Source organism: Brevundimonas sp. P2_A6, assembly GCF_056404975.1.
This window is the reverse complement of record NZ_JBFUCZ010000001.1, coordinates 276,483-298,563: the sequence shown is the minus strand read 5'-3', so window position 1 is coordinate 298,563 and position 22,081 is coordinate 276,483. Positions and strand designations below refer to the sequence as shown.

Annotated in this window: 17 protein-coding genes and 1 riboswitch; of the genes, 4 read left to right on the top strand and 13 right to left on the bottom strand. The window is 68.9% G+C overall.

Annotation, left to right across the window (positions count from 1 at the left end):
• Positions 1-187: 187 nt before the first annotated feature.
• Both thrB and AC1DW4_RS01525 read right to left on the bottom strand, forming a co-directional pair.
• Positions 188-1,138 (bottom strand): homoserine kinase, encoded by a 951-nt coding sequence (thrB, locus tag AC1DW4_RS01530; protein WP_477015475.1) that lies wholly within the window; start codon positions 1,136-1,138, stop codon positions 188-190.
• Positions 1,139-1,203: 65 nt separating this feature from the next.
• Positions 1,204-2,952: an amino acid kinase family protein gene (locus AC1DW4_RS01525; protein ID WP_477015474.1), complete on the bottom strand. Its 1,749-nt coding sequence runs from the start codon at positions 2,950-2,952 to the stop codon at positions 1,204-1,206.
• A gap of 434 nt (positions 2,953-3,386) precedes the next feature.
• Positions 3,387-3,504, top strand: a riboswitch (SAM riboswitch).
• A gap of 78 nt (positions 3,505-3,582) precedes the next feature.
• Here AC1DW4_RS01525 and metX point away from each other — a divergent pair.
• Together metX and metB are read left to right on the top strand one after the other, a co-directional pair.
• A complete protein-coding gene (gene metX / locus AC1DW4_RS01520) occupies positions 3,583-4,620 on the top strand; it encodes a homoserine O-succinyltransferase MetX (protein ID WP_477015473.1) in 1,038 nt (345 codons plus the stop codon).
• Positions 4,617-5,810 carry a cystathionine gamma-synthase gene (metB, locus tag AC1DW4_RS01515; RefSeq protein ID WP_477015472.1) on the top strand — a complete coding sequence of 398 codons (1,194 nt, stop codon included), beginning with the start codon at positions 4,617-4,619 and terminating at the stop codon, positions 5,808-5,810. The genes metX and metB overlap by 4 nt, the downstream gene beginning before the upstream one ends.
• Here metB and AC1DW4_RS01510 read toward each other — a convergent pair.
• From AC1DW4_RS01510 to AC1DW4_RS01480, 7 genes are all read right to left on the bottom strand, one after another.
• Positions 5,807-6,268, bottom strand: a complete 462-nt coding sequence (locus AC1DW4_RS01510; RefSeq protein WP_477015471.1) for a hypothetical protein — start codon at positions 6,266-6,268, stop codon at positions 5,807-5,809. The two genes, metB and AC1DW4_RS01510, sit on opposite strands and share 4 nt — an antisense overlap.
• A 61-nt stretch (positions 6,269-6,329) precedes the next feature.
• The gene (locus AC1DW4_RS01505) at positions 6,330-6,548 is read right to left on the bottom strand and encodes a DUF5961 family protein (RefSeq protein WP_477015470.1); all 219 of its coding nucleotides are present in this window, start codon (positions 6,546-6,548) and stop codon (positions 6,330-6,332) included.
• 65 nt (positions 6,549-6,613) lie between these two features.
• Positions 6,614-7,600 carry a protein-L-isoaspartate O-methyltransferase family protein gene (locus AC1DW4_RS01500; protein WP_477015469.1) on the bottom strand — a complete coding sequence of 329 codons (987 nt, stop codon included), beginning with the start codon at positions 7,598-7,600 and terminating at the stop codon, positions 6,614-6,616.
• Positions 7,597-10,161, bottom strand: a complete 2,565-nt coding sequence (locus AC1DW4_RS01495) for a hypothetical protein (protein WP_477015468.1) — start codon at positions 10,159-10,161, stop codon at positions 7,597-7,599. The genes AC1DW4_RS01500 and AC1DW4_RS01495 overlap by 4 nt, the downstream gene beginning before the upstream one ends.
• Positions 10,158-11,033: an alpha/beta fold hydrolase gene (locus AC1DW4_RS01490; protein ID WP_477015467.1), complete on the bottom strand. Its 876-nt coding sequence runs from the start codon at positions 11,031-11,033 to the stop codon at positions 10,158-10,160. Before AC1DW4_RS01490 ends, AC1DW4_RS01495 begins: the two co-directional genes overlap by 4 nt.
• A 133-nt stretch (positions 11,034-11,166) precedes the next feature.
• A complete protein-coding gene (locus AC1DW4_RS01485; RefSeq protein WP_477015466.1) occupies positions 11,167-11,991 on the bottom strand; it encodes an LD-carboxypeptidase in 825 nt (274 codons plus the stop codon).
• Entirely contained in the window at positions 11,988-12,308 is a 321-nt protein-coding gene (locus AC1DW4_RS01480; RefSeq protein WP_477015465.1) for a hypothetical protein, read from the bottom strand. The genes AC1DW4_RS01485 and AC1DW4_RS01480 overlap by 4 nt, the downstream gene beginning before the upstream one ends.
• 85 nt (positions 12,309-12,393) lie before the next feature.
• Here AC1DW4_RS01480 and AC1DW4_RS01475 point away from each other — a divergent pair, with 85 nt between their 5' ends.
• On the top strand, positions 12,394-13,806 hold the full coding sequence (locus AC1DW4_RS01475; protein ID WP_477015464.1) for a UDP-N-acetylmuramate--L-alanine ligase: 1,413 nt from the start codon (positions 12,394-12,396) through the stop codon (positions 13,804-13,806).
• 5 nt (positions 13,807-13,811) lie between these two features.
• A complete protein-coding gene (locus AC1DW4_RS01470; RefSeq protein ID WP_477015463.1) occupies positions 13,812-15,845 on the top strand; it encodes a TonB-dependent receptor in 2,034 nt (677 codons plus the stop codon).
• 46 nt (positions 15,846-15,891) lie between these two features.
• On the opposite strand, the gene AC1DW4_RS01465 is transcribed toward AC1DW4_RS01470, so the two are convergent.
• From AC1DW4_RS01465 to AC1DW4_RS01450, 4 genes are all read right to left on the bottom strand, one after another.
• Complete coding sequence (locus tag AC1DW4_RS01465) at positions 15,892-16,572, bottom strand: Fe2+-dependent dioxygenase (protein WP_477015462.1); 681 nt, start codon at positions 16,570-16,572, stop codon at positions 15,892-15,894.
• A gap of 1 nt (position 16,573) precedes the next feature.
• Positions 16,574-18,928 (bottom strand): TonB-dependent receptor, encoded by a 2,355-nt coding sequence (locus AC1DW4_RS01460; protein ID WP_477015461.1) that lies wholly within the window; start codon positions 18,926-18,928, stop codon positions 16,574-16,576.
• A 96-nt stretch (positions 18,929-19,024) separates the two neighbouring features.
• Positions 19,025-21,349 (bottom strand): putative bifunctional diguanylate cyclase/phosphodiesterase, encoded by a 2,325-nt coding sequence (locus AC1DW4_RS01455; protein ID WP_477015460.1) that lies wholly within the window; start codon positions 21,347-21,349, stop codon positions 19,025-19,027.
• Positions 21,333-21,953, bottom strand: coding sequence for a cupredoxin domain-containing protein (locus tag AC1DW4_RS01450; protein WP_477015459.1), 621 nt, complete (start codon positions 21,951-21,953; stop codon positions 21,333-21,335). The genes AC1DW4_RS01455 and AC1DW4_RS01450 overlap by 17 nt, the downstream gene beginning before the upstream one ends.
• Positions 21,954-22,081 lie beyond the last annotated feature (128 nt).

The following is a 22,081-nucleotide window of genomic DNA, read 5'->3' as shown; positions in this document are numbered from 1 at the left end:
TCCCGCTTCACTCCGTCTTGAACCCGTTTGTTTGGATTGTCCGAGTATCGGATATGGCCGGTCGCAGAGCGGTTCTTCATCGATTTGAAGACGAACGACGGCAAGACGTGGGACTGCAGAATGCGAGCCTGCTGCCGACATAGCAAACACGATGTCATGCGAACGGCCTCGTGGGAGCGAGGAGACGTCATATTCGATTCTTACCCGACTCCCGCCACCACGCCGCCCGCCTGAAGAACGCCCCCGGATCCTTGGGGGTCACCAGCTTGGTCGGGTCGTGGAAGATGCGGTCGTGCAGGCGGGTCAGGGTGAAGCGGATGGCGGCGGCCTCGCCCAGGCGCGGCAGGGCGGCGGCCTCTGGTGGGGTCAGGGGGCGGACGGTCTCGTAGCCGCGCCGGAAGGCCTCGACCGCGCCCGCGATCGGCGTGCCCGCGCCGTCGAACCCCCAGGCGCTGAGGGCGATGGCGAGGTCGTAGGCCAGCAGGTCCGTGCAGCCGAAATAGAAGTCGATGACGCCCGACACCGCCCCATCCTGAAACAGCACATTGTCGGGGAAATAGTCGGCGTGGATCGGCCCGCTTGGCAGGTCGTCCGCCCACGGATCACCGAGCCGCGCCAGGGCCGCCTCGACGCCGTCCAGAATGGCGCGATCCTCGCCCGTCGCGGCTGTCTGGCACCGATCGGCCAGGGCGCGCCAGACCGCCGGCCCGACCGGATTGGCGCGTTCGACGGAAAACCCGGCCGCCTCCAGATGCAGCCGCGCCAGCATGGCCCCGGCCGCCTCGACCTCGGCCGATGAGGGGTCGCGCAGCCAGGCTCCGGACAGCCAATCGATGACCGCCGCCGGACGCCCGTTCAGCCTTCCGACCCAGTCGCCGTCTCGGTTCCGCACCGGGCGGGGGGCGGGAAAGCTGCGCCCCGCCAGATGGTCTGTCAGGCCCAGGCAGAACGGCAGGGAGGCCGCATCGGTGCGCGCTTCGAACAGGGTCAGGACGTGGCGCGCGCCCTCGGTTTCCAGTCGATAGTTGGTGTTCTCCACCCCCTCGGCGATGGCATGCAACGACTGGAATTCTCCGAGGTCGTAGCCGCCCAGAAACGCCCGCGCCTGATCGTCCGAAACCGGAGTGAAGACGGCCACGCTATCGCTTTTCCCTGGTGCGCGCGCTCATCCGAAAACCGGCGACCACTTTTCGGGCGCGCGCACTAGTGATGCCCGAGCGACGCATGCCGCGCCCGCACGATGTCGGCCAGATCCGCCAGCACGCTCTCGGTCGTCGGCCAGCGACCCGCGCCGCGCCCCTTGCACGACCACACCCGCCCGTCCTCGCCGTATACCTTCAAGCCGTTGCGCTCCCCGTCCAGGGCCTGGAAGAACGGATCATCCAGCCCGACGTCAAGCGAAACCGACGCCTTCAGCCCGTCGCCGTCCTTGAAACAGGCCCCGATCTGGCGAACCGGCCCGGACGGTTGAAAGGCCTCCGACAGGACGGCGCAGGGCACGTCGGCCTCGGCGGGCGTCCGGCCGAACGCCTCGAAAGCGAGCAGGCGAACCTTGGCGGCGGAATCGCGGCCCTCCAGGTCCGACGACGGATCCTCTTCGGCAAAGCCCGCCACGCGCGCATCGGCCAGGGCGTCGGCGAAGTCGGCCCCGGCCTGCAGCCGGGTCAGCATGAAGTTGACCGTGCCGTTCAGCACCGCCTCGAACCCCTTGACCGGCCCGGCGGATTTTGCGGCGCGCAGGGTCTCGATCATCGGCGCGCCGCCCCCGACCGCGGCCGAATAGGCCAGGCGTGAGCCATGGGCGCGGGCGGCGTCGGCCAGACCCTGCGGGTCGCGGCTGATGGCCTGTTTGTTCGCGCTGGCGACATCGATCCCGTGTTCCAGGGCGGCACGGATCAGGTCGTGCCCGGCCCCGCCCTCGGACAGGGCCTCCAGCAGGATGTCGGGCTTGAGCGCCAGCAGGGCCTCGCGGTCCGAGGTGAACAGGTCGGCGGGAGCCTCCACGTCGCGGGGCTTGTTCGGATCACGGACCAGCACGCCGACGACCTGGAACCGGGCGTCCTTTTGCAACCGCGCCAGAAGGCCGCCGCCGACCACACCGCACCCGGCGATGGCGACCTTCAGCGGGGCGTCGGGCACGGACGGTCCGGGGGGCGCGGAGGCGTCGCCGACCACCGTGCAGTCGGCGCGACCCAGGGCGGCCACCTCGATCTCCACCAGACGCTCCTGGCCCAGATCGATGGCGTCGTGCTGGACCAGGGCCCCGCCATGGCGGCGCGCGTCGTCCCAGCTGGCGCGGCGATAGCGCAGCGGCTTGCCCGACGCGGACGCCGGATCGCGGTCGTAGAGCCCGTCCACGTCCTTCACCAGGCGGACTCGCTTCAAGCCGAGCTCGGCCGCGAGGAAGACGGCCGTCAGGTCCGACCCGCCCCGTCCCAGCAGCACGACCTTGCCGCTGGATCCCACCGCGCCGAAGCCCGGCACCACCACGACCTGATGATCCTCCAGTGCCTTCCTGAGCGCATCGCTGCGCAGCGAGACCGGATGGGCGTGCTCGGACGGGCCCTCGGCCACGATGCCCAGTTCGCGCACGGACAATGCGGCTGCGTCCAACCCGATCCGGTCGCAGGCGATGGCCACCAGGGCCGCGGCCTTCTCCTCACCCAGGGCGACATAGGCGGGCAGCAGGTCGTTCTCGTGGTCCAGCCCCAGTTCGCGCGCCTCGGCCAGCAACCGGTCGGTGTGGCCGCCGAGCGCCGAGACCACCGCGATGACCTTTCGGCCCGCGCGGACGTGGCCATAGACCTCCGACGCCACGGCGGGGGCGCAGGACCGGTCCTGGAGGATCGACGATCCGAACTTCAGCACCACCACCTCGGCGGCGGGCGCGGGTGCGGCGTTCGGTTTCTCGACGATGACGAGATGGGGGGCGAGGTGGGGGGCGTTGGGCATTGAAGGGGTCCGTTCGGGTTCTGAAATCTGGGTGATCGGGCAAAGGAAAACCCGCCTGGCCGGGGCCGGGCGGGTCTGGGTTGGCTGGGTGTCTTTCGACCTCCGCGCGCTAACCTGTTCCCGCCCGCGAGGGGCCGGTGATGGTCATACCGGTGGTGGTCGAAATGAGGGTCGCGAGCGTCACCGACCGCGCCCCGAGGGCGACGGACAGGAGCGAAACGGCGATGCGGCCGAGACGGTACACGGGCGAAACCTTGATGAAGATCGTTGATCTCAGGGTGTCGGGATGGAACGCCGCCGTCAACCCGGTTTGCGCATCTTTTTTGCGCTCACGGCGAAAGAGTGGCGCTTTTGACCTCACGCGGCTCGGGTGAAGATTCAGCGGGGTAGATTTTTTCGCTTGACCGGCGGTCTTCGCAGCCGCAACGTAATCTCACTCATCAAGACCGACCGAGGGATAGGCCCTTTGACGTCGGGGCAACCATCGGTTTCCAGCCGAACGGTGCCAACTCCTGCGAGGACGGTTTTCGAACCTTCCGCGAGAGATGAGTGGAGCGTCGACGAGGCGACGTCTCCACGATCTGTCATCGCATCCGGAGCCTTGTTGGGCGGGACGATGCAGACGACACCATGGCTTTCGACACTCAGACACTCTCCCCCACGGAACCCCTCTGTCGCCGGGTCGCGCACCTGCCCGGTCGCGGCAACGAGGCCGCCGACATCAAGGTTGCCATCCCCACCGACTTCCGCCTGGCGTCGGGCGAGCGGCTGGGCCAGCGCCAGATCGTCGGGCGGCTGCATGGTCGGGTCGGCGCGCCGCTGATCGTCGTCGCGGGCGGCATCTCGGCCGGGCGGTTCGTCCACCGGACCGAGACCAACGGCCTGGGCTGGTGGTCGGGTGCCGTGTCGATCCGGGGCCCCATCGATCTTTCGCGGTTTCAGGTCCTGGCCTTCGACTACGCCCCGGAGGCCGCCGAGGGCGCGAAACCCGTCACCATCACGACCCATGACCAGGCGCGTCTGCTGGGTCTGATCCTGGACGAACTGGGCGATCCGAAGGTCTCGGCCTTCGTGGGCTGCTCCTATGGCGGCATGATCGGCCTGGCGTTCGCCGAGCTGTTCCCCGACCGGATCGAACAGCTGGTCGTCGTCTCCGCCGCCCACCGCCCCCATCCGCAGGCCACTGCCTGGCGCGGCATCCAGCGCCGCATCCTGCAGCTGGCTCAGGCCGCCGGACGGCCGGAGGACGGCGTCGCCCTGGCCCGCGAACTGGCCATGACCACCTATCGCACCGCCGAGGAATTCGCCGACCGGTTCGAGACCACCGCCCCCGCCGAGGCGGGGCAGGCCTATCCCGTCTGCGAATATCTGACCGCGCGGGGCAAGGCCTATCGCACCCACACCACGCCCGACCGCTGGCTGTCGCTGTCGGATTCCATCGACCGCCACAGCGTCACGCCCGAGGCGATCCGGACGCCGGTGACCCTGGTCGGCTTCACCTCGGACCGGCTGGTGCCGATCGACGACATCCGCGAGCTGGCGGCCCGCCTGCCCGCCCTGTTCCGAATGGTCGAGGCCCCGTCCCTGTACGGCCACGACGCCTTTCTGAAGGAGGACGAGGCGGTCGCCGCCATCCTCCGCGCCGCCCTGAAGGATATCGAGCAATGAGCCAATCGACCGGCAAGCGCCCCCACGACGTCCGCACCACCTGCGCCCGCTCGGGCGTGGATACCGACACGGCGCACGGATCGGTCATGCCGCCGTTGTATCTGTCGTCGAACTATTCGTTCGCGGGCTTCGAGCAGAAGCGGAAATACGACTACTCCCGTTCGGGCAATCCGACCCGCGATGTGCTGGCCGAGACCTTGGCCGAGCTGGAAGGTGGGGCGGGCTGCGTGGTCACGGCGACGGGCATGGCGGCGGTCGATCTGCCCCTGACGTTGCTGGAGCCCGGCGACCTGCTGATCGCCCCGCACGACTGTTACGGCGGCACGCATCGGCTGCTGTGCGCCCGCGCCAAGAAGGGCCATTTCGAGGTGCTGTGGGTCGATCAGGGCGATCCGGTCGCGCTGGACGCTGCCCTGGCCCTGAACCCCAAACTGGTCCTGGTCGAGACGCCGTCGAACCCCCTGCTGCGGGTGGTCGACATCGCCGACATCTGCACCCGCGCCCACCGGGTCGGTGCCAAGGTGGTGGCCGACAACACCTTCCTGTCCCCGGCCCTGCAGCGGCCCATCGAGCTGGGTGCCGACATCGTCGTCCACTCCACGACCAAATACATCAACGGCCACTCGGACGTCGTGGGCGGGGCGGTGATCGCGGCCGATCCGGCGGACCATGCCGAGCTGGCCTGGTGGGCCAACTGCCTGGGCGTCACGGGCTCGCCGTTCGACGCCTATCTGACCCTGCGCGGGGTGCGGACCCTGTTCGCGCGGATCGAGCGCCAGCAGACGACGGCGGGCAAGGTCGCCGCCCTGCTGGAGGCCCACCCCGCCGTTTCGGCCGTGCATTACCCGGGACTGAAGTCCCACCCCAACCACGCCCTGGCCGCGCGCCAGCAGCAGGGGCCGGGGGCGATGCTGTCGTTCGAACTGGTCGGTGGCGTCGAGGCCGTGCGCCGGCTGGTCGAGACGCTGGACACCTTCACCCTGGCCGAGAGCCTGGGCGGCGTCGAAAGCCTGATCGCCCACCCGGCCACCATGACCCATGCCGCCATGACGCCGGAGGCGCGCGTCGTCGCCGGCATCACCGATGGCCTGCTGCGACTGTCGGTCGGACTGGAGCACGAGGACGACCTGATCGCCGACCTGGTCCAGGCGCTGGACGCCCTGGTGCTGGCGGAGGCGGCGGCCGCCTAGGGCAGAAGCAGGATCACGATCGGGATCACGGTCCCGGCCGCCAGGGCCCAGCGGGCGGCGATCTTCAGCCGCCCCTGGGTCGCGCCCATCCAGATCCCCAACAGGGTGGACACGAACAGCCCGGCCGAAACGAACACGAAGAACCATTGCAGCAGGGTCTTCGACAACGGGGTCGCTGGCTTGACCTCGGCCTTTTGTTCTCCCCCACCGTTCGGGCGAGCGCCCGCGGGTCGGGCCGGCCGGGGTGGCCGCGCAGCGAACACCTGATCCTTGTGCACTCGGCCCAGCTTTTCGATCAGGGGCGCGGGCGTATAGCCGGGATGGCTCTCCTGCAGGCGGAAGATCTGGAGGCCCCCGGTGAATGCGAACATCAGGATCGACGGCGCGATCACCATCCCCACGATATTGTGGATCTGGCGGGCCAGCAGGGTCCAGGCGATGGGACGGGCAGAGGGCATGTTCGGCATCCGGGGAGGTGACCCGGACCGTTAGCCTCGAACCGCGTGGCTCGCCAGTCCGCTAGGCGCAGGCTTCGGTCGAGCCGGCGTCCAGATGGACGACGAAGCAATGCTCCGGTCCGCCGTCCTCGGCCTGGACGATGACCCGCAATTCGTCGTCCTCGGCCCATGGGGCGTGCGCCTCGGCGAAATGCAGGGCTGCGTCCTCGAAGCTGCGGGCCTCCAGGATGTGGCAATGGCCGGTTTCGGTATGGGCGACGTAGCGGGCGGCTTGGGGCATCTGGGGCTCCTGGCGTGGCTGTCCGACCCCTGAACGCGCCAGTCGGCAAATGGATTCGCCCAACCTCAGGCGGGCTTGGCCTGGGTCTGCATCGCGCCCGTCATCGGGATGAAGAATACGCCGACGTCGCGGCGGCTGTGGACGCGGCCTTCGGCGTCCTTGGTGTAGACGTACAGCACCTGTCCCCGGCGGAACGGCTGGCCGATGGGGATTATCAGCTTGCCGCCGGGCTTCAGCTGACGGAACAGCTCGGGCGGGGCGTATTGGGCGACACAGGTCAGCATGATGGTGTCGAAACCCTCGGTCACCTCGGGCCAGCCGAAATAGCCGTCGCCGACCTTGCCGTGGACGTTTTCGTAGCCGAGGGGCGCGAAGATCTGGTCCACCGCCCGCCCGATCGGCTCGATGATCTCGATCGTATAGGCGTCGCGCACGATGCGGCTGAGCAGGGACGACTGGAAGCCCGATCCGGTGCCGATCTCCAGCGTCACATCGGTCGGCTTGGGCGCCGCCAGCTGGGTCATATAGGCCTGACCCAGATAGTCGCTGAGCACGCTGCCATGCCCGATGGCCCACGGCTTGGGGTTCGCCTCATAGGCCTGGTAGGCGGTCGAGGCCTGGGCCGCGTAGGCGTAGTGATAGAAGTCGCGCGGCACGCTTTCGAAGGCCTTCAGCACGTTCGGATCGGCGGCGCCGAACCGGCCGTCGAGGTAGGTCTTGATGCGCTCGAGAGCAGCGGGCTTCCTCGCCTGGATCTGGGTGAACTGGGCTTCGGTCAGGGTGTGGGGGCGTTTGGAGGCCTCCATCGTCGCGTTGAACCGGGCATAGGTCCAGGGCTCGCTCGGCATACGGACGGTCTGGGACACGGCCGACGCTTCGGCGGCCGCTGCCTGCGTCGGGGCATTGGCGGCGGCGCCCGATCCTCCGGCGGCCTGCGTCGGGTTCAGTCGGGCCTGGACCGACTTCATCGTGTTCTCGTCGCAGGCGGCCATGCCGGTCAGGGCCGTGCCAGCGGCGGCGGTCAACAGGGTGCGGCGGTTCAACTGGGTCATGCGGGGCTCGTCTGGCACGGACGATCAGCGTCCGGAAAGGGGTCAAGGCGGGCGGGTTCGGGTTCGGGCAGGGCGCAGAACGGATCGTCGGTCGGGGCGGGTTCGAAGATGGGCGCGACCACCGCCCTGCGCCTGGCGACCGGCAGGACCAGAAAGGCCAGGGCATACAGGCCCGCCGCCACGATCAGCAGCGACGAGAAGCCGATGTCGCGGCTCATCAGATTGGCCAGGGGCGTGGCGACGACGGAGAAGGCCCCGTTCAACCCCCAGGCCCAGGGCAGGGCCCGCCCGTCTCCGACCTGGATCAGGCCCAGAGGGAACGGCAGGCCCAGCGCCAGCGACACGGGTGCGGCCGCCAGCGCCACCAGCCCCGCCTTGATGGCCCAGGACTGATCCAGCGTCCGCATCATGAAATCCTCGGCCCCCAGCAGCATGGCGCCGATCCATGCCAGGACGACGACCAGGGCGATGGCGGAGGCGGCCTTGGGCATGGCCGCGCATTTCCCGGCGATCATGCTGCCGAGGCCTGAGAAGATCAGCATCGACGTCAGCACGATGGCGAAGGCCGAGGAGTAGTCGTTCAGATAAAAGGCCGCCCGGTCGATCAGCAGGATCTCGATGAACAGGAAGCCCAGCCCCAGCGCCGGGAAATAGAGCGCGGGCCACAGCCTCTTGGGCTCCTTCACCCCACCCGCGCGACGGCGGAACAGGGCGGGGGTCGCCAGGACCAGCAGGGCGATGACGATCGCCTGGGCCAGAACGGCCAGGTTCACCAAAGCGCCGATCTCGGCCTGGGGCAGGACCTCCAGACGGCGGATCAGGGTGCCGGGATGCTCAAGCCGCAGCGACGCATAGAAGGCCGGGCGGTCCAGGGTCGCGGGGCGGATGTGGAAGGCTCCGGATGACGGCGAGGCGCGGCCGGCCAACACCGCCGCGACCTCGTTGGCGATGGCGTCGTCCGGGCCGTCGGAGGTCATCTGGCCGCTCTCGAACGAGACGCTGGGCAGGTCGTTGAACAGCGTGCCGCGGGCGGCGGCGACGTCCATGCCGGGATACCACGACACGTCGAAAGAGCGGGCGGCGCAGAAGGCCTGAAGCGCTGTGATGTCGGCGGCCGACCACGGCGTCGGGCTGATCAGGATCCGCGCGTTCCACGCCGAGCGATAGACCATGACGTGGGCGGAGGGATCGGAGACACCCTGGCTCAGCAGGGCCTGTCGCGCGGTGGCCAGAACGCGCAGGGCGTAGACGGGGAAGTCACGGATCGAGACGGAGATCGACACCGCACCGCCCGGCTTCAGCGCGGCCAGATAGGCGTCCATCGCCTCGACGGTGAGGCCGGTGACATTGGCCGGGGCGGCATCGACGAAATCGGCGGACACATCGACGATGTCATAACTGCCTCTTCCGGCGCGCCAGGCCGCATTGATCGGCCCGCCCTCCAGCAGGCGCACGCGCGGGTCGGTGGCCAGGGCGGGTGATGGACCCAGTCCATGCAGCAGGGCGTCGCGCAGCACCGGCTCGCCCTCGACACCGTCCACATGGGCCGCGCCCAGCGTCAGCGCCTCGGCCACGCGATAGCCGCCCGACAGGCCGACCAGAAGAACCTCCGCCCCCGGACGAAGAGCATAGGGGGCCGCCGACAGGGCGCTGGGCGCATAGGCGGCTTCCACTCGCCCCGCCATGGGCAGGGAGGCGATGCGGTTGCCGTCGCGGTACAGGCCATAGGTCTTGGGTGGTCCGGCGACGCCCATCATGCCGGCGTTGTTCGACACGTCGGCGTCCACCCGCTCGGTGAAGTCGTCCAGCAGCAGATAGTGGCCGCGCGGCTGGCGGATCTCGGCGACGACGGCCGCGCCCGGGGTGTTCAGCGGCGCATAGATGGCCTTGAACTCGCTGAACGCCGGCGGGGTGCCGAGGAACAGGATCGCCTCGCCCGCCACCAGGGCCGCGCCGGCCAGACCTCCCCCCAGCCAACTGAGCCGCCCAGGCTGGAACAGGGTCGACAGCGCCAGCGGGACCAGCAGGACGGGGGCCAGCAGGAAGGGGTGGACGACGAACATCAGCCCCAGCGCCACCGCCGACCCGACCCCCGCCCCGATCAGGTCATACCCATAGACCCGGCCGATCTCCCTGGGGTTCAGCACGAAGATCAGGCTGATGTAGAGCCCGGCCAGAAAGAAGAACGGCAGCAGGGCCGCGTAGTACATCCCGATGTTGCGCACCTGATCGGGCCAGGTCGTCGGGTTCTGCAGCTGCAGGGGGTTGAAGGGGTTCTGCGTCACCCATTGATAGCCCAGCGCCGCCGCCAGGGTCATCGCACCGGGCAGGATGGCCCGCAGGATCACGCCGTGCTTCTCCACCGTGTCGCGCAGCACCGCCACGACGACGCCGGACAGGGCGAACCCGGCGAGCACGATGGAGATGATCCAGTATCCGTATTCGGACCATTTCGCGACGGCGAAGTAGCGGGTCAGGGCATTCTCGATCCCCACGACGCCGAGCGCGATCAGGAACAGGGGGATCAGGGCCGCGCGGGTGCGCGCGGTCGCGGCGGTCACTCCTTCGGCTCCGGCCCGACCTGCTGCTCGATGAAATCGATCAGCAGGCGGTTGAAGCGATCCGGCTCGTCCACGAACAGCGCATGTCCGGCATCGGGAAACACCACCATCGACGCCCGTTCGTGGGTTCGCATCAGGGTCCGCCCCTGGGCTTCCCAGCGGGGCCGGACGACATAGAGGACCGGCGTCGACCAGGAATGCACCGCCGACGCCCAGTATTCGCGCGGGGCGTCATAGGCCAGCAGGCGACGTTCGTCCTCCACCGGCATCCTCAGGGATTGCTCCGTCAGGCGCGCGCGATAGTCCGCTCCCGGATCATGGGCGAACATCGAGGCGACGAAGGCCTCACGGCGGGTTCGCCGCTCCTGCGGGCTGGGCAGCGGCGCCGGGGTGGCGGAACGCGAGCCCGACGCCACGGCGCGGGGCGCGGGTTCCTCGCCGATGGAGTTGTCGATCAGCACCATGCCCGCGATCTGCGCGCGGTTTCCCGCCTGGGCGACCCAGGACAGGCAGTCCAGAACCCCCAGCGACCAACCGACCAGGACGACGCCGCCCCGCCCCGCATGGTGGATCATCTCACCCACGTCGCGGCCCCTGCGTTCATAGGTATAGCCGAACGGCGCGACCTCGCTCTCGCCCTGCCCGCGCGGATCCAGGGCCAGGACGTGATAGCGGTCGGACAGGGCGTCGATCTGGGCCTGAAAGATCCAGGCGGGCATGGTCCATCCAGGCACGAACAGCACCGTGCGGGCCTCCGTAGGGCCCGCCTCCAGATAATGAAGACGGGCCCCGTCGGAAGTGATGAAGCTGCGGCTCTCCGCCGCCGCGACCGCATCCCCCGATACGGCCGTCGCGCTTGCGAGAACGGTCAAACCCATCACGCCGACCATGGCCGCCCGTGTCCATGCCGGCAGGGTTAGAATACCGTTACGCCCCATCGGGCTGCATCTGACCCAGAGCGCCGTTCGCTGTCGATAGAGTTCGCCGGATGCGAGAGCGAAAGGGTTAGCGCCGTGGCCCGAACGGCACGACCTTGTTGTCCGCGTCATGGGCGATGTCGGCGGGACCCAGGAAGGGAATGCCCGATCGTTCGCACCAGTATTCGACGATCTGCTCGCCGGTCATGCCGAAGTCGGGCTCGTTCGGCGTCACGTCGGTGAAGCGTCCCGCCCGGATGCCCGCCACGCGCCGGATCGATGGCGTCGAGGTCAGGTGGAACATCATCCGGTCGATGCTGTAGGCCGCCTCCGACACATCCTCGATCATCAGCACATGGTCGCTCAGGTCCGGCTCCAGCGGCGTGCCCAGCAGCTGATCCAGCACCGTCAGGTTGAAGGCCACCGCCGGGCGGGGATCATCGTGCAGCGACGGCTCCCACGACGAGGACGAACCCTTCCTCAGCCAGTTCAGCGCCCGCATGCCGGTCTCGTCGCTTCGCACCGCATCGGACGCCATCGGCCCGTGCGCCAGATGCGGAAACCCCGCCTTGTAAAGTGTTGCCAGCAACGATCCGACGTCGGAGTATCCCAGATACCGCTTGGCCCGCGCCACGTCCGTCAGCTGGGGCAGCACGTCTTGCGCGATCCGGCATGAGCCATAGCCGCCGCGCGCGAACCAGACGGCGTCGATCTGCGGATCGTTGGCGTATTCGACGAAGGCGGCGGCGCGCGTCGCGTCATCCCCGCTGAAATGGCCGGACTTCTTCAGCGACGAGGGATGGATGACCACCGCCACCTCGCGCTTGGGAAAGTTTGTCTCCATCCAGGCCTCGATGGCCAGGGCCCGGTCGCGGGCAAAGCGCGAGGAGACCGCGACGATACCGATCTTCACGGGCGGGCCTTGGAGGGGCGCAGGTATCGTGCCTGAACGTAGAGACGGCCGTAGAAGAGCGCCCAAAAGAGCAGATTGGCGTACGGCAGGTTTTCTTCCAGCGCCGCCTCCCAGGCTTCCGGCACGGCATGGACGATGTCGGCTACCCACCAGACTGCGATCAGCCCCATCACTGCATTGGACGACAGCATCAGCCGTCGAATGTATTGGGGCATCGGCGGACGCGCCTGAAGCTCGGCGTCCAGCCCATTCAGCCGAGGATCGAGGACGGCATTGAGACTACGCCCGTAGGCCGAACCGTCATCCGATAGCGACACAGCGCACGCACCCCTTGAAAGCCGAAATCAGCCTAGCCCGGCTTGTGCCTTGCGCAAAGTCCGCGTGGGTCGCTACTCACGCCGGATGAGCGAACCGACGACATATTTCTTCTGCGGCATCGGCGGGTCGGGGATGCTGCCGCTGGCCATGATCGTCCAGGCGCGCGGGACCGCGATCGAGGGATCGGACCGGGCGCTGGATCAGGGCCGGACGCCGGAGAAGTTCGACTGGCTGCGCGCCCACGGCGTGACCCTGCATCCGCAGGACGGATCGGGCATTCGCAGCCAGATGACCGTCGTCGCCACCGGCGCGGTCGAGGACACGGTGCCCGACATCGGGGCGGCGAAGCGGCTGGGCGCGACCATCGTCACCCGGCCCGAGCTGCTAAGCCGCATCTTCAACGCCGCCCCGACCTCCGTCGGGGTCGCGGGCACCAGCGGAAAGTCCACCATCACCGGCATGATCGCCTGGATCCTCAGCCAGGCCGGCCGCGACCCGACCGTCATGAACGGGGCGGTGATGCGCAACTTCGCCGACGCCGACCACCCCTTCGCCAGCGCCCTGGTCGGCGGCGCGGATCTGTTCGTGGCCGAGGTGGATGAGAGCGACGGCTCCATCGCCCGCTACGATCCGACGGTCGCGGTGGTGTCCAACATCTCGCTGGACCACAAGTCGATGGAGGAGCTGCGTGACCTGTTCGGCGGCTTCACCGGCCGCGCCCGAACGGCGGTTCTGAACCTCGACAACCCCGAGACCGCCGCCCTCGCTCAGGCGATGGTGGACGACGGCCGGGGCGATGCGGTGCTGACCTTCGCGCTCGGCAACGCGGCGGCGGACCTGTCGGCGCACGACCTGGCACCCTTGGCGACCGGCATGACCTTCGACCTGACCGAGCGGGCCAGTGGCACCCGGATTGCGGCGACCCTGAATGTCCCCGGCGCGCACAACGTCGCCAATGCCCTGGCCGCCCTGGGGGCCGTGCGGGCGCTGGGCGTTCCACTGGCGGAAGCGGTCGCGGCGCTGCAGACGTTCGCCGGGATCAAGCGACGGATGGAGGTGGTCGGCACGGCCAACGGCATCACCGTCATCGACGACTTCGCCCACAATCCCGACAAGATCGCCGCGACGATCAAGACGCTGCACGCCTTCGACGGTCGACTGCTGATCCAGTTCCAGCCGCACGGGTTCGGTCCGCTGAAGCTGATGAAGCAGGAATTCATCGACACCTTCGCCGGACTGATGCGGCCCGACGACGTGCTGCTGATGCCCGAGCCCGTCTATTACGGCGGCACGACGGACCGCAGCGTGGGGTCGGAGGACATCGCGTCGGGCGTTCGCGCGGCGGGTCGCAACGCCGAGGCCCTACCCGACCGCGCGGCCTGCGGGTCGCGGCTGTTGGAGCTGGCCCGCTCCGGCGATCGGATCATCGTCATGGGCGCGCGGGACGACACCCTGTCGCAGTTCGCGGCGGAGCTTCTGGATAGACTGCGCGCTTAGGCCGGATGCTCCAGGACGCCCCCGCACCCCTCCCCGACGTGGTCGTCACCGCCGCGCGCCTGCCCCCGGCAGCGGGCGACGCGGCGTTCTCCGTTATCCGGCTGAACCCGGGCAGGCTGGATCGCGCCACGCGGCTGGACGAGGCCCTGGCCACCGTCCCGGCCGTCAGCCTGTTCCGTCGCACCTCGAGCCTCGCCGCTAATCCGACGACCCAGGGCATATCGCTGCGCGCCATCGCGCCGTCGGGGGCCGGGCGGACGCTGGTCACGCTGGACGGCGTGCCGCTGAACGACCCGTTCGGAGGCTGGGTGATCTGGTCGCAGGTCGCGCCCGAGAGCCTGTCCGGCCTGGACATCATCCGGGGTGCGGGCGCTGGCCCCTATGGTGCCGGGGCCCTGACCGGGGTCATCGCCCTGCGCGAGCGCGAGACCGTCGGCGGCACCCTCGACCTGTCCGTTGGCGAGTACGGCGGGCGCAGACTGGCGGCAGCCACGACCTTGAGCACCGGTCGGCTGGCCCTGACCGGCACGGTCCAGCGCGAGCTGTCGGATGGCTATGTACCCGTGCGAGGCCCCCGCGCGGGGGCGGCCGACGTGCCGCTGGACCTCGCCACCCTGTCCGGTGCGATCCGGGCCGACGTGGCCCTGAACGACGCCACCGCCCTGTCGCTGCGCGCCTCGGCCTATGAGGAAGATCGCGGGGCGGGCCTCGCCGGCGCACGGTCGTCGGCGACGGGCCAGAGCTACTCCGCCACCCTGTCGCGCACCCCGTCCGCCGACCGTCTGGGCTGGCGCGCGCAGGTGTGGCGACGGACCAGCGACTTCGCCAACACCTCCGTTGCCGTCGCCCCCGACCGGGCCACGACCACCCCCGCCAACAACCAGTTCGCCACCCCGGCCGAGGGCTGGGGCGTCAACCTCGCGGTCCGTCGCACGGCCGTGCCGCTGGGAGGCGGATCGCTGGAGTGGGAGCTGGGGGCCGACGCCCGCTTCGCCGAAGGCGAGACGCGCGAGCTGTTCCGCTACATGGCCATAAACGGGGTCAGCGCCTTCACCCGCGACCGGGTGGCGGGTGGCCGGACCTCCGTCGTCGGAGCCTATGGCGAGGGGTCATGGAGCGCCGGGCCGTGGCTGGTCGCGGGCGGCTTGCGGGTCGATGGCTGGACCAGTTCGGACGGCCGCCGTCTGGAGCGGGACCGCGCCACCGGCCTTGCGACCCTCGACGAGACCGACCCCGACCGTTCGGGCGAGGTGGTCAGCGCGCGTCTGGCCGTTCGCCGCGACCTGACCGGCGGGTTCGCCGCCCGCGCCGCCGCCTATTCCGGGTTCCGGCCGGCGACCCTGAACGAGCTGCACCGCCCCTTCCGCGTCGGCAACGACCTGACCGAGGCCAACGCCGCCCTGGTGCCCGAAACCCTGCAAGGTTTGGAGACCGGGCTGTCCTGGCAGGACGGGACTACGGCTCTCGGTGCCACGGTCTTCTGGAACCGGATCGAGGACGCCATCGTCAACGTCACCATCGGCACCGGCCCCGGCACCTTTCCACGCGCCGGGTTCGTGCCCGCCGGCGGGGTGCTGCGCCAGCGCCAGAACGCGGGCACGATCGACGCCACCGGCCTGGAGCTGACGGCCGAGCACTGGATCGGGACCAACCTGTCACTGGACGCCGCCCTGTCCATCACGGATGCCGAGGTGGACGGTGGCACAGCCGCGCCCCAGCTGACGGGCCTGCGTCCCGCCCAGGCCCCGGTCTGGAGCGCCTCGGCCGGAGCCGACTGGCACGCCGCCGACCGCCTGACCCTGATCGTGCGCGCCCGCTACGAGAGCCGCCGGTTCGAGGACGACCTGAACAGCCGCGTGCTGGACGGGGCCGTCACCGCCGATGCGCGGGCGGAATGGTCGGTGCGCGAAGGCGTCGTTCTGTACGCCTCCGCCGACAATCTGTTCGACGCGGACGTCGCGGTGGCCGAGAGCGGCGACGGTGTCGAGGGCTATGGTGCACCGCGCACCCTGCGGGCGGGACTTAGCCTGAGCTGGTAGGTCGTTCAGCCCTTTCCCCGTGAAGGACGGGGGAAGGGCTATCGAGTCAGACCTCCGACCACCGTCTGAGCAGGTTGTGATAGACGCCGGTCAGTTCCAGCACGGCCTGGTCGGTCGGACCGCCCCCGACCGCCACCCTCTGGGTCGCCACGTCCAGCTGGAACAGGGTCTCGCGCGCCGCGTCGTCCTTCACCAGGCTCTGGATCCAGAAGAAGCTGGACACCCGCGCGCCCCGCGTCACCGGCGTGACCCGGTGCAGGCTCCTGGACGGATACAGGATCAGGTCGCCCGCCGGCAGCTTGACGCTCTGCGGGCCATAGACATCCTCGATGACCAGTTCTCCGCCGTCGTAGTCCTCGGGCTCCGACAGGAACAGCGTCGCCGACAGGTCCGAGCGGATGCGCAGGCCCGACGGATGCACCCGGATGGCGTTGTCGACATGGGCCGCGAACGCCTGACCGCCCTCATAGCGGTTGAACAGCGGCGGAAAGACCGTGTGCGGCAGGGCGGCGGAGACGAACATCGGGTTTGCGGCCAGGGCTTGTTCGATCAGGCCTCCGACCTCCTTCGCCGCATCGCAGCCTTCAGGCAGCTGGGCATTGTCCTTGGCCCGCGCCGACTGATGGCCCGAGGTCGCATTGCCGTCGGCCCAGGGACCGGCGTCGAGGATCGCGCGCAGGCGGACGACCTCGTCCCTGGTGAAGACCTCGGGGATGTGCAGCAGCAAATCAGAACCTCAGGTTCAGCGCCAGGGTCGCCGACCGGCCCGGCGCGACGTCGGCGTGGTGAACACCGTTGGTGCGGATGATATAGGCCTCGTCGCCCGCGTTCTGCACGTTCAGCTGCACGGATGTCCGTTCGTTGATGTCATAGGACGCGAACAGATCGACCCGGGTGTACTCCGGCGCATAGATGCGGTTGGCCCCACCACCCGCGCCGCCCTGGTTCCCGCCGAACGATGTCGAGACGTAATAGACCCCGCCGCCGACGCTCAGGGCCGGGATCAGGCGATAGGTGGTGAACAGGCTGAACGAGTGCTCCGGCGTATTGGCCAGGGGATCGCCCTGGTTCACGCCCGTATAGGCGCCACGCACCAGCTCGGACTCCATCCAGGTATAGCCGCCGAACACCTGCCACTTGTCGGTGACGTTGCCCGACGCGCCCAGCTCGATGCCCTGCACGCGCGCCTCGCCCACCTGGGCATAGACGTTCGGCTCGACCAGGATGGCGGCGTTCTCGCGCTCCAGCCGGAAGGCGGCGGCCGACAGGATCAGCTGCTGGCGGAAGAAGGTCGCCTTGGCCCCGATCTCGTAATTAGTCGTCTCTTCCGGATCGAGCACGACATTGGCCAGGTTGCCCGTCCCGGTCCCGCCCGCCGTGTTCTGGTCCCCGGCCGAGATCGTCGGCGGCGTCGAGGCGGTGGCATAGGAGGCATAGACGCTGGTGTTGCGGGTCGGCTTGAACACCAGACCGGCCTGATAGTTGGTGAACTGCCACTCGCGACGCGGGACCTCGACGACGCCGGGGGCCAGGGTGCTGCCCGCCGCCGGGACCTGCGGATTGATGGTCCAGACGCCCGCGGCCTGGGTCGCGTTCACCGTGGTGCCGTCCACCGCATACTGGTCCCAGCGCACACCCAGGTTCAGGATCAGCCGGTCGGTCAGGCTGATGCTGTCGAAGGCGGAGACCCCGATCGTCTCGGTCGTCGATCGGCTGGTGGGGCCGCGATTGACGACACCGGTCCAGGCGTCGCCCGGCGTCGGCGCATAGACGCGGGTGCAGTCACCGGCCCCGAGCGCCCCTGACGCCGTCGGATAGGCGCCGGACACCAGCGTCAGCCCCGTGGGGCAGGCCGCGCCCGAAGTCGTATAGGTCGAATAGCTGGCGTTGCGATTGACCTCGCGCGTCAGCTCCAGCGCGACGTCATAGCTGTGGCGGATGCCGCCGGTGGCGAATACGCCCGACAGGTCGGTGACGTTGGCCCAGGTCGTGACCGGGTTCCACCGCGTCTTGGTGCCCCGCTTCATCCAGTAGGTGCCGTCCGTCGCCCGCCCGACGTATCCGCCGTCGCCGGGGTTGGTGACGATGTAATCGTTCAGCGTTTCCGAGAACCGGCTGACGGTCTTCAGCACCAGGGCGTCGGAGAACCGGTGCGTGATGTCGAAGGTGAAGGCGTCGACCGTGTTGGTCAGATAGTCCCGGGCCGTCAGGCCGTAGAAGCTGCTGCGCGGCACATCCAGCACGCCTGAGTCCGTCGTCCGGACGCCGATCTTCGTGAACAGGGGGATGCCGTAGTCGGGCATCTGGTCACTGGTCAGATGGTAGTAGCTGGCCGTGGCCTGGGTGTCGGTGCCCAGGCCCGCCGCCAGCGAGATCAGCGCGCCCCATTTGTCGAAATGGACGGCGTCGCGACCCGCGACGTCGCCCTGGTTGCCCATCAGGTTGATGCGCAGGGCGGCGGTCTGTCCCAAGGCAGCGTTCCAGTCGACCGTGCCCCTCAGATAGGCATCGGTTCCGACCCCCAGCGAGACGGTGGTGAAGGGCTCCAGCCGGGGCGTCTTGGACGTCAGGTTGATCGACCCGCCGCCGGACCCACGGCCGGAATAGACCGAATCCGGCCCCTTGATGACCTCGACCTGCTCCAGGGCGAAGACCTCGCGCTGCTGGCCACCCGTGTCGCGGATGCCGTCCAGGAAGACGTTGTTCCCCGAGGCCTGCCCCCGGATGAAGGGCCGGTCGGCCAGGGGCTGGCCCCCCTCCCCCGCCCCGAAGGTGATGCCGGGCGAGGTCCGCAGCAGATCCTGCAGCGAGGTCGCGCCAGTCTGTTCGATCACTCGCTGGGGGATCACGGTGACCGCGCGCGGCGTGTCGACCAGATCGGCCACGAACTCGGGCGATCGGGGCTCCTCGCGATGACGACGGCCATTCACGTCCACGGTGGACAGGGTGGTCTGATAGGCCGGATCGCCCGGATCCGTCACGGCGTCCGGATCGCCCGCCAGGACCGGTGTCGCGCACAGCATTCCGGCGGCGGTCGATGCGGACAGAAGGGTACGAAGGGCAGAGGCGTGGGTCAGGGACACTGTGGGATCCGGTGTTGAAATGCGATTGGCTCGCAATATCAGACCGGAAGCCTGTGGCAAGGCTAATTGCGAATTCGTCGCAGTATCAGTCCAGAGTCAGGCTGCCTGAACCTGAGGGACCGCGGGCTGCACCAGCCGCTCGATCAATCCGGCCAGCGGCAGAGCCCTGGCGATCAGATACCCCTGGGCGGTGTCGCACCCCATGCCACGCAGCAGGGCCAGAGCCGTCTGGGTCTCCACTCCCTCCGCCGTGACCTTCAGGCCCAGGCTGTGGGCCAGGTCGATGGTGGACTTGACCAGCAAGGCGTCGCGCGAGCTTTCGTCCAGGGTCAGGATGAAGGCCTTGTCGATCTTCAGCTCGTCCGCGCGGATCCGCTTCAGATAGGACAGGGACGACAGCCCGGACCCATAGTCGTCGATCGAGACGCAGATTCCGGCGGCCGAGAACCGGTCGATGATCCCCAGCGCCATTTCCGGATTGTCGATGACGGCGGTCTCGGTGATCTCGAAGCACAGGTCCGCCTCCGAGCGGGCAACCTCCGCCAGCGCGAACTCCGCGAAGCTGGTGTCCGACAGCAACCGGCCCGAGATGTTGACCGACATGGTCAGGACGTGACCGGCGGCGGCCAGCGCCTTCTGATCGGCGATGGCGCGCCGCAGACCCCACTCGGTCAGAGCGCGGATCTGGCCCGTTTCCTCGGCCATGGTGATGAACAGGTCGGGCGAGACGAAGCCCCGACGGGGGTGGTTCCAGCGCATCAGGGCCTCGACCCCGGTGATCGCATTGGCGCGCAGGTCGAACTTGGGCTGATAGGCCAGCCAGACCTGCTCGCTCTCCAGTGCCCCCATCAGGTCGCTGATCAGGCTCAGGTTGCCGACCGGATCGCCATAGGCCTTGGCGTCGAAATGGGCGGCCTTCAAATGACGCTCGCGCGCCTGATCCAGGGCGATGGCCGCGCGGTCGACGATGGAGTCCACGCCCCCGGTGTCCCCCCCGGCCCTGGCGATGCCCGCCGTCAGGCCGGCGTCGACCGTGGCACCGATCAGTTTGACCGGCTCGTCGGCCACGGCGCACAGCCGCACGGCGAGATCGAGGGCTTCGGCTTCCTCGCCGGCATGCAGGATCAGGCCGACCACACCGGCGGACACGCGTGCGGCCCGCACGCCGTCGGAGGCCGACGCCAGGCGCGCACCCAGGGCGCTCAGCAACTGGCCCATGGATTCATAGCCGATGGCGTTGCGCACCACCGTGAAGCGATCCACGCCCAGCAACACGACGAAGGCGTCGGCGGACGTCGCGGCCTGACGTTCCAGCCACAGCCGATTGGGCAGGCCCGTCTCCTGGTCATGCAGGGCCATGTGGGTCAGACGCGCCTCGCGGTCGCGAATGTCGCCGGCCATGGCGTTAAAGCTCGTCGCCAGACGGCCGATCTCATCGGAGGATGACACGGCCACTTCGGCGTGCTCGCCGACCTGAAGCCTGCGGACGGCCTCATCGAGATCGGTGATCGGCCGGGTCAGGCCGCGCGACAGCAGCCAGGTGCCGCTCAGCAGCAGGGCCAGACCGGCGAGAGCGATCGCTCCAAGCGCCCAGAACATCGGAGCGAACGGCCTGAGCGCGCGCGACATGGGATAGCTGAGCGTCAGAACGGCGGGCGCTGCGGCGTCGAAGCTGGGCAGGGGCTTGGCCAGCACCATGGCGTCTCCCTCGGGCGTGCGTGCGCCGACGGGACGCCCGCGGGGCGCGGACAGGGCCTTGTCGATGGCCCCGTTCAGGGCGCTGGTCGGCCCTGCCATGTCGTGCCAGCCGGCGCTCGACGACGTCAGCACCGAGGCGGTCAGCGGAATGGCGGACAGGGTCTCCAGCTTGCGCATCTGGGCCTGGTCGAGGCGCTCCACGAACACGACCCAGCCGATCAGCACCGGAGCCAGAATTGGCGCGGAGACGGCCTGATAAGGCTGGCCGTTCAGGCTCAGCACACCGGCCTCGATCCCGCCTGCGTTCAGGCCCTGCCAAAGCGTATCGGTCGCCGCCTCGTCCAGGGCGACGCCGGCCCCGGTCGCATAGCCATCGACACCCAGGATCAGGGCACCATCAACCTTCTGGCGGGCGCGCAGGTTCTCCAGGGCCGAGCGGACGGTGGGTTCGTCATTGGTGGCGACCGCCTGGCGGAAGCCGTAGTCCTGGGCCAGGACCGACGCCCCCTGGCGCAGTTGGGACGAGCGGGATTCCCACAACTGGCCGTAAACGGCGCCCGACGCGGTGAGTTCGTCGCGAACAAGACCGCGCGCGCTGCCGGTGATCGCCGTGAAGACCGCGATCGCGACCAGCATCAGCGCGATGCCGAACAGGCCCGCGTAGAGGACCGTCATCCGGGTGCGAAGGGAGCGGAACTTCAACATGTCAGCGGACAGCGACACGGCCGGAAAAATCGCCGGTCATGGTCTGGCGGCCGGGGCCCGCGCCGATGGTCAGGGTATAGACGCTTTCGTTGCCGCGCACGTTCAACTGCGGATGCCAGACCCGCAGCGAGGCCGCGCCGGCCGGAATGGCGGGTATGGTGACATTGCCGCTGGCATCGGTCTTGCCCGCCCACGGCGTATCGACGACCCGCACGAAGGCCAGCATCTGGTCGTGGATATTGCAGCCCAGTGCGGCGGTGCCGACGGTTGTGAACACGTGGCTGCGCGTCTGGTCCTGGCCGAACAGCTCGATCTCGAACCGGTTGCCGCGCGAGAAGGAATAGACGTGGTGGCGCACCCGATCGAGATTCGGGAACGACACGGTTCCGCCGACGGGCGCGATCAGGACGTAGGGCTGGAACTGCACGTTCTGCTGCGCGACGCGCAACGGCCAGGAAAAGCGGATGGGTCCGGACGGAACGCCCGCATTGGGTCGGACGGTGACCACGGCGTCGCGCACGGGCTGGCCTGCGGCGTTACGGACGCTGACCGTCAAATCTCCGGCCACGGCTAGCGAAGGCAGAACGGCCAGGGCGAAGATCATTGACAGTAACACGCGCATGTTTGTCGCATTACCAGTGGCGGATGAACTTGCCGTAAATGGATTAAACAACCAAAGGCTGTATCATCGACGAATTCTACCTGCGTATGTCGTCGTCGTTGCTTGGTCGGGTCACTCTGACGCAAGGG

Coding starts and splice junctions, on each gene's coding strand:
- AC1DW4_RS01525 (WP_477015474.1), bottom strand. CDS start 2,952: ATGCCCAACGCCCCCCACCTCGCCCCCCATCTCGTCATCGTCGAGAAA.
- metX (WP_477015473.1), top strand. CDS start 3,583: ATGGCTTTCGACACTCAGACACTCTCCCCCACGGAACCCCTCTGTCGC.
- metB (WP_477015472.1), top strand. CDS start 4,617: ATGAGCCAATCGACCGGCAAGCGCCCCCACGACGTCCGCACCACCTGC.
- AC1DW4_RS01510 (WP_477015471.1), bottom strand. CDS start 6,268: ATGCCCTCTGCCCGTCCCATCGCCTGGACCCTGCTGGCCCGCCAGATC.
- AC1DW4_RS01505 (WP_477015470.1), bottom strand. CDS start 6,548: ATGCCCCAAGCCGCCCGCTACGTCGCCCATACCGAAACCGGCCATTGC.
- AC1DW4_RS01500 (WP_477015469.1), bottom strand. CDS start 7,600: ATGACCCAGTTGAACCGCCGCACCCTGTTGACCGCCGCCGCTGGCACG.
- AC1DW4_RS01475 (WP_477015464.1), top strand. CDS start 12,394: ATGAGCGAACCGACGACATATTTCTTCTGCGGCATCGGCGGGTCGGGG.
- AC1DW4_RS01470 (WP_477015463.1), top strand. CDS start 13,812: ATGCTCCAGGACGCCCCCGCACCCCTCCCCGACGTGGTCGTCACCGCC.
- AC1DW4_RS01450 (WP_477015459.1), bottom strand. CDS start 21,953: ATGCGCGTGTTACTGTCAATGATCTTCGCCCTGGCCGTTCTGCCTTCG.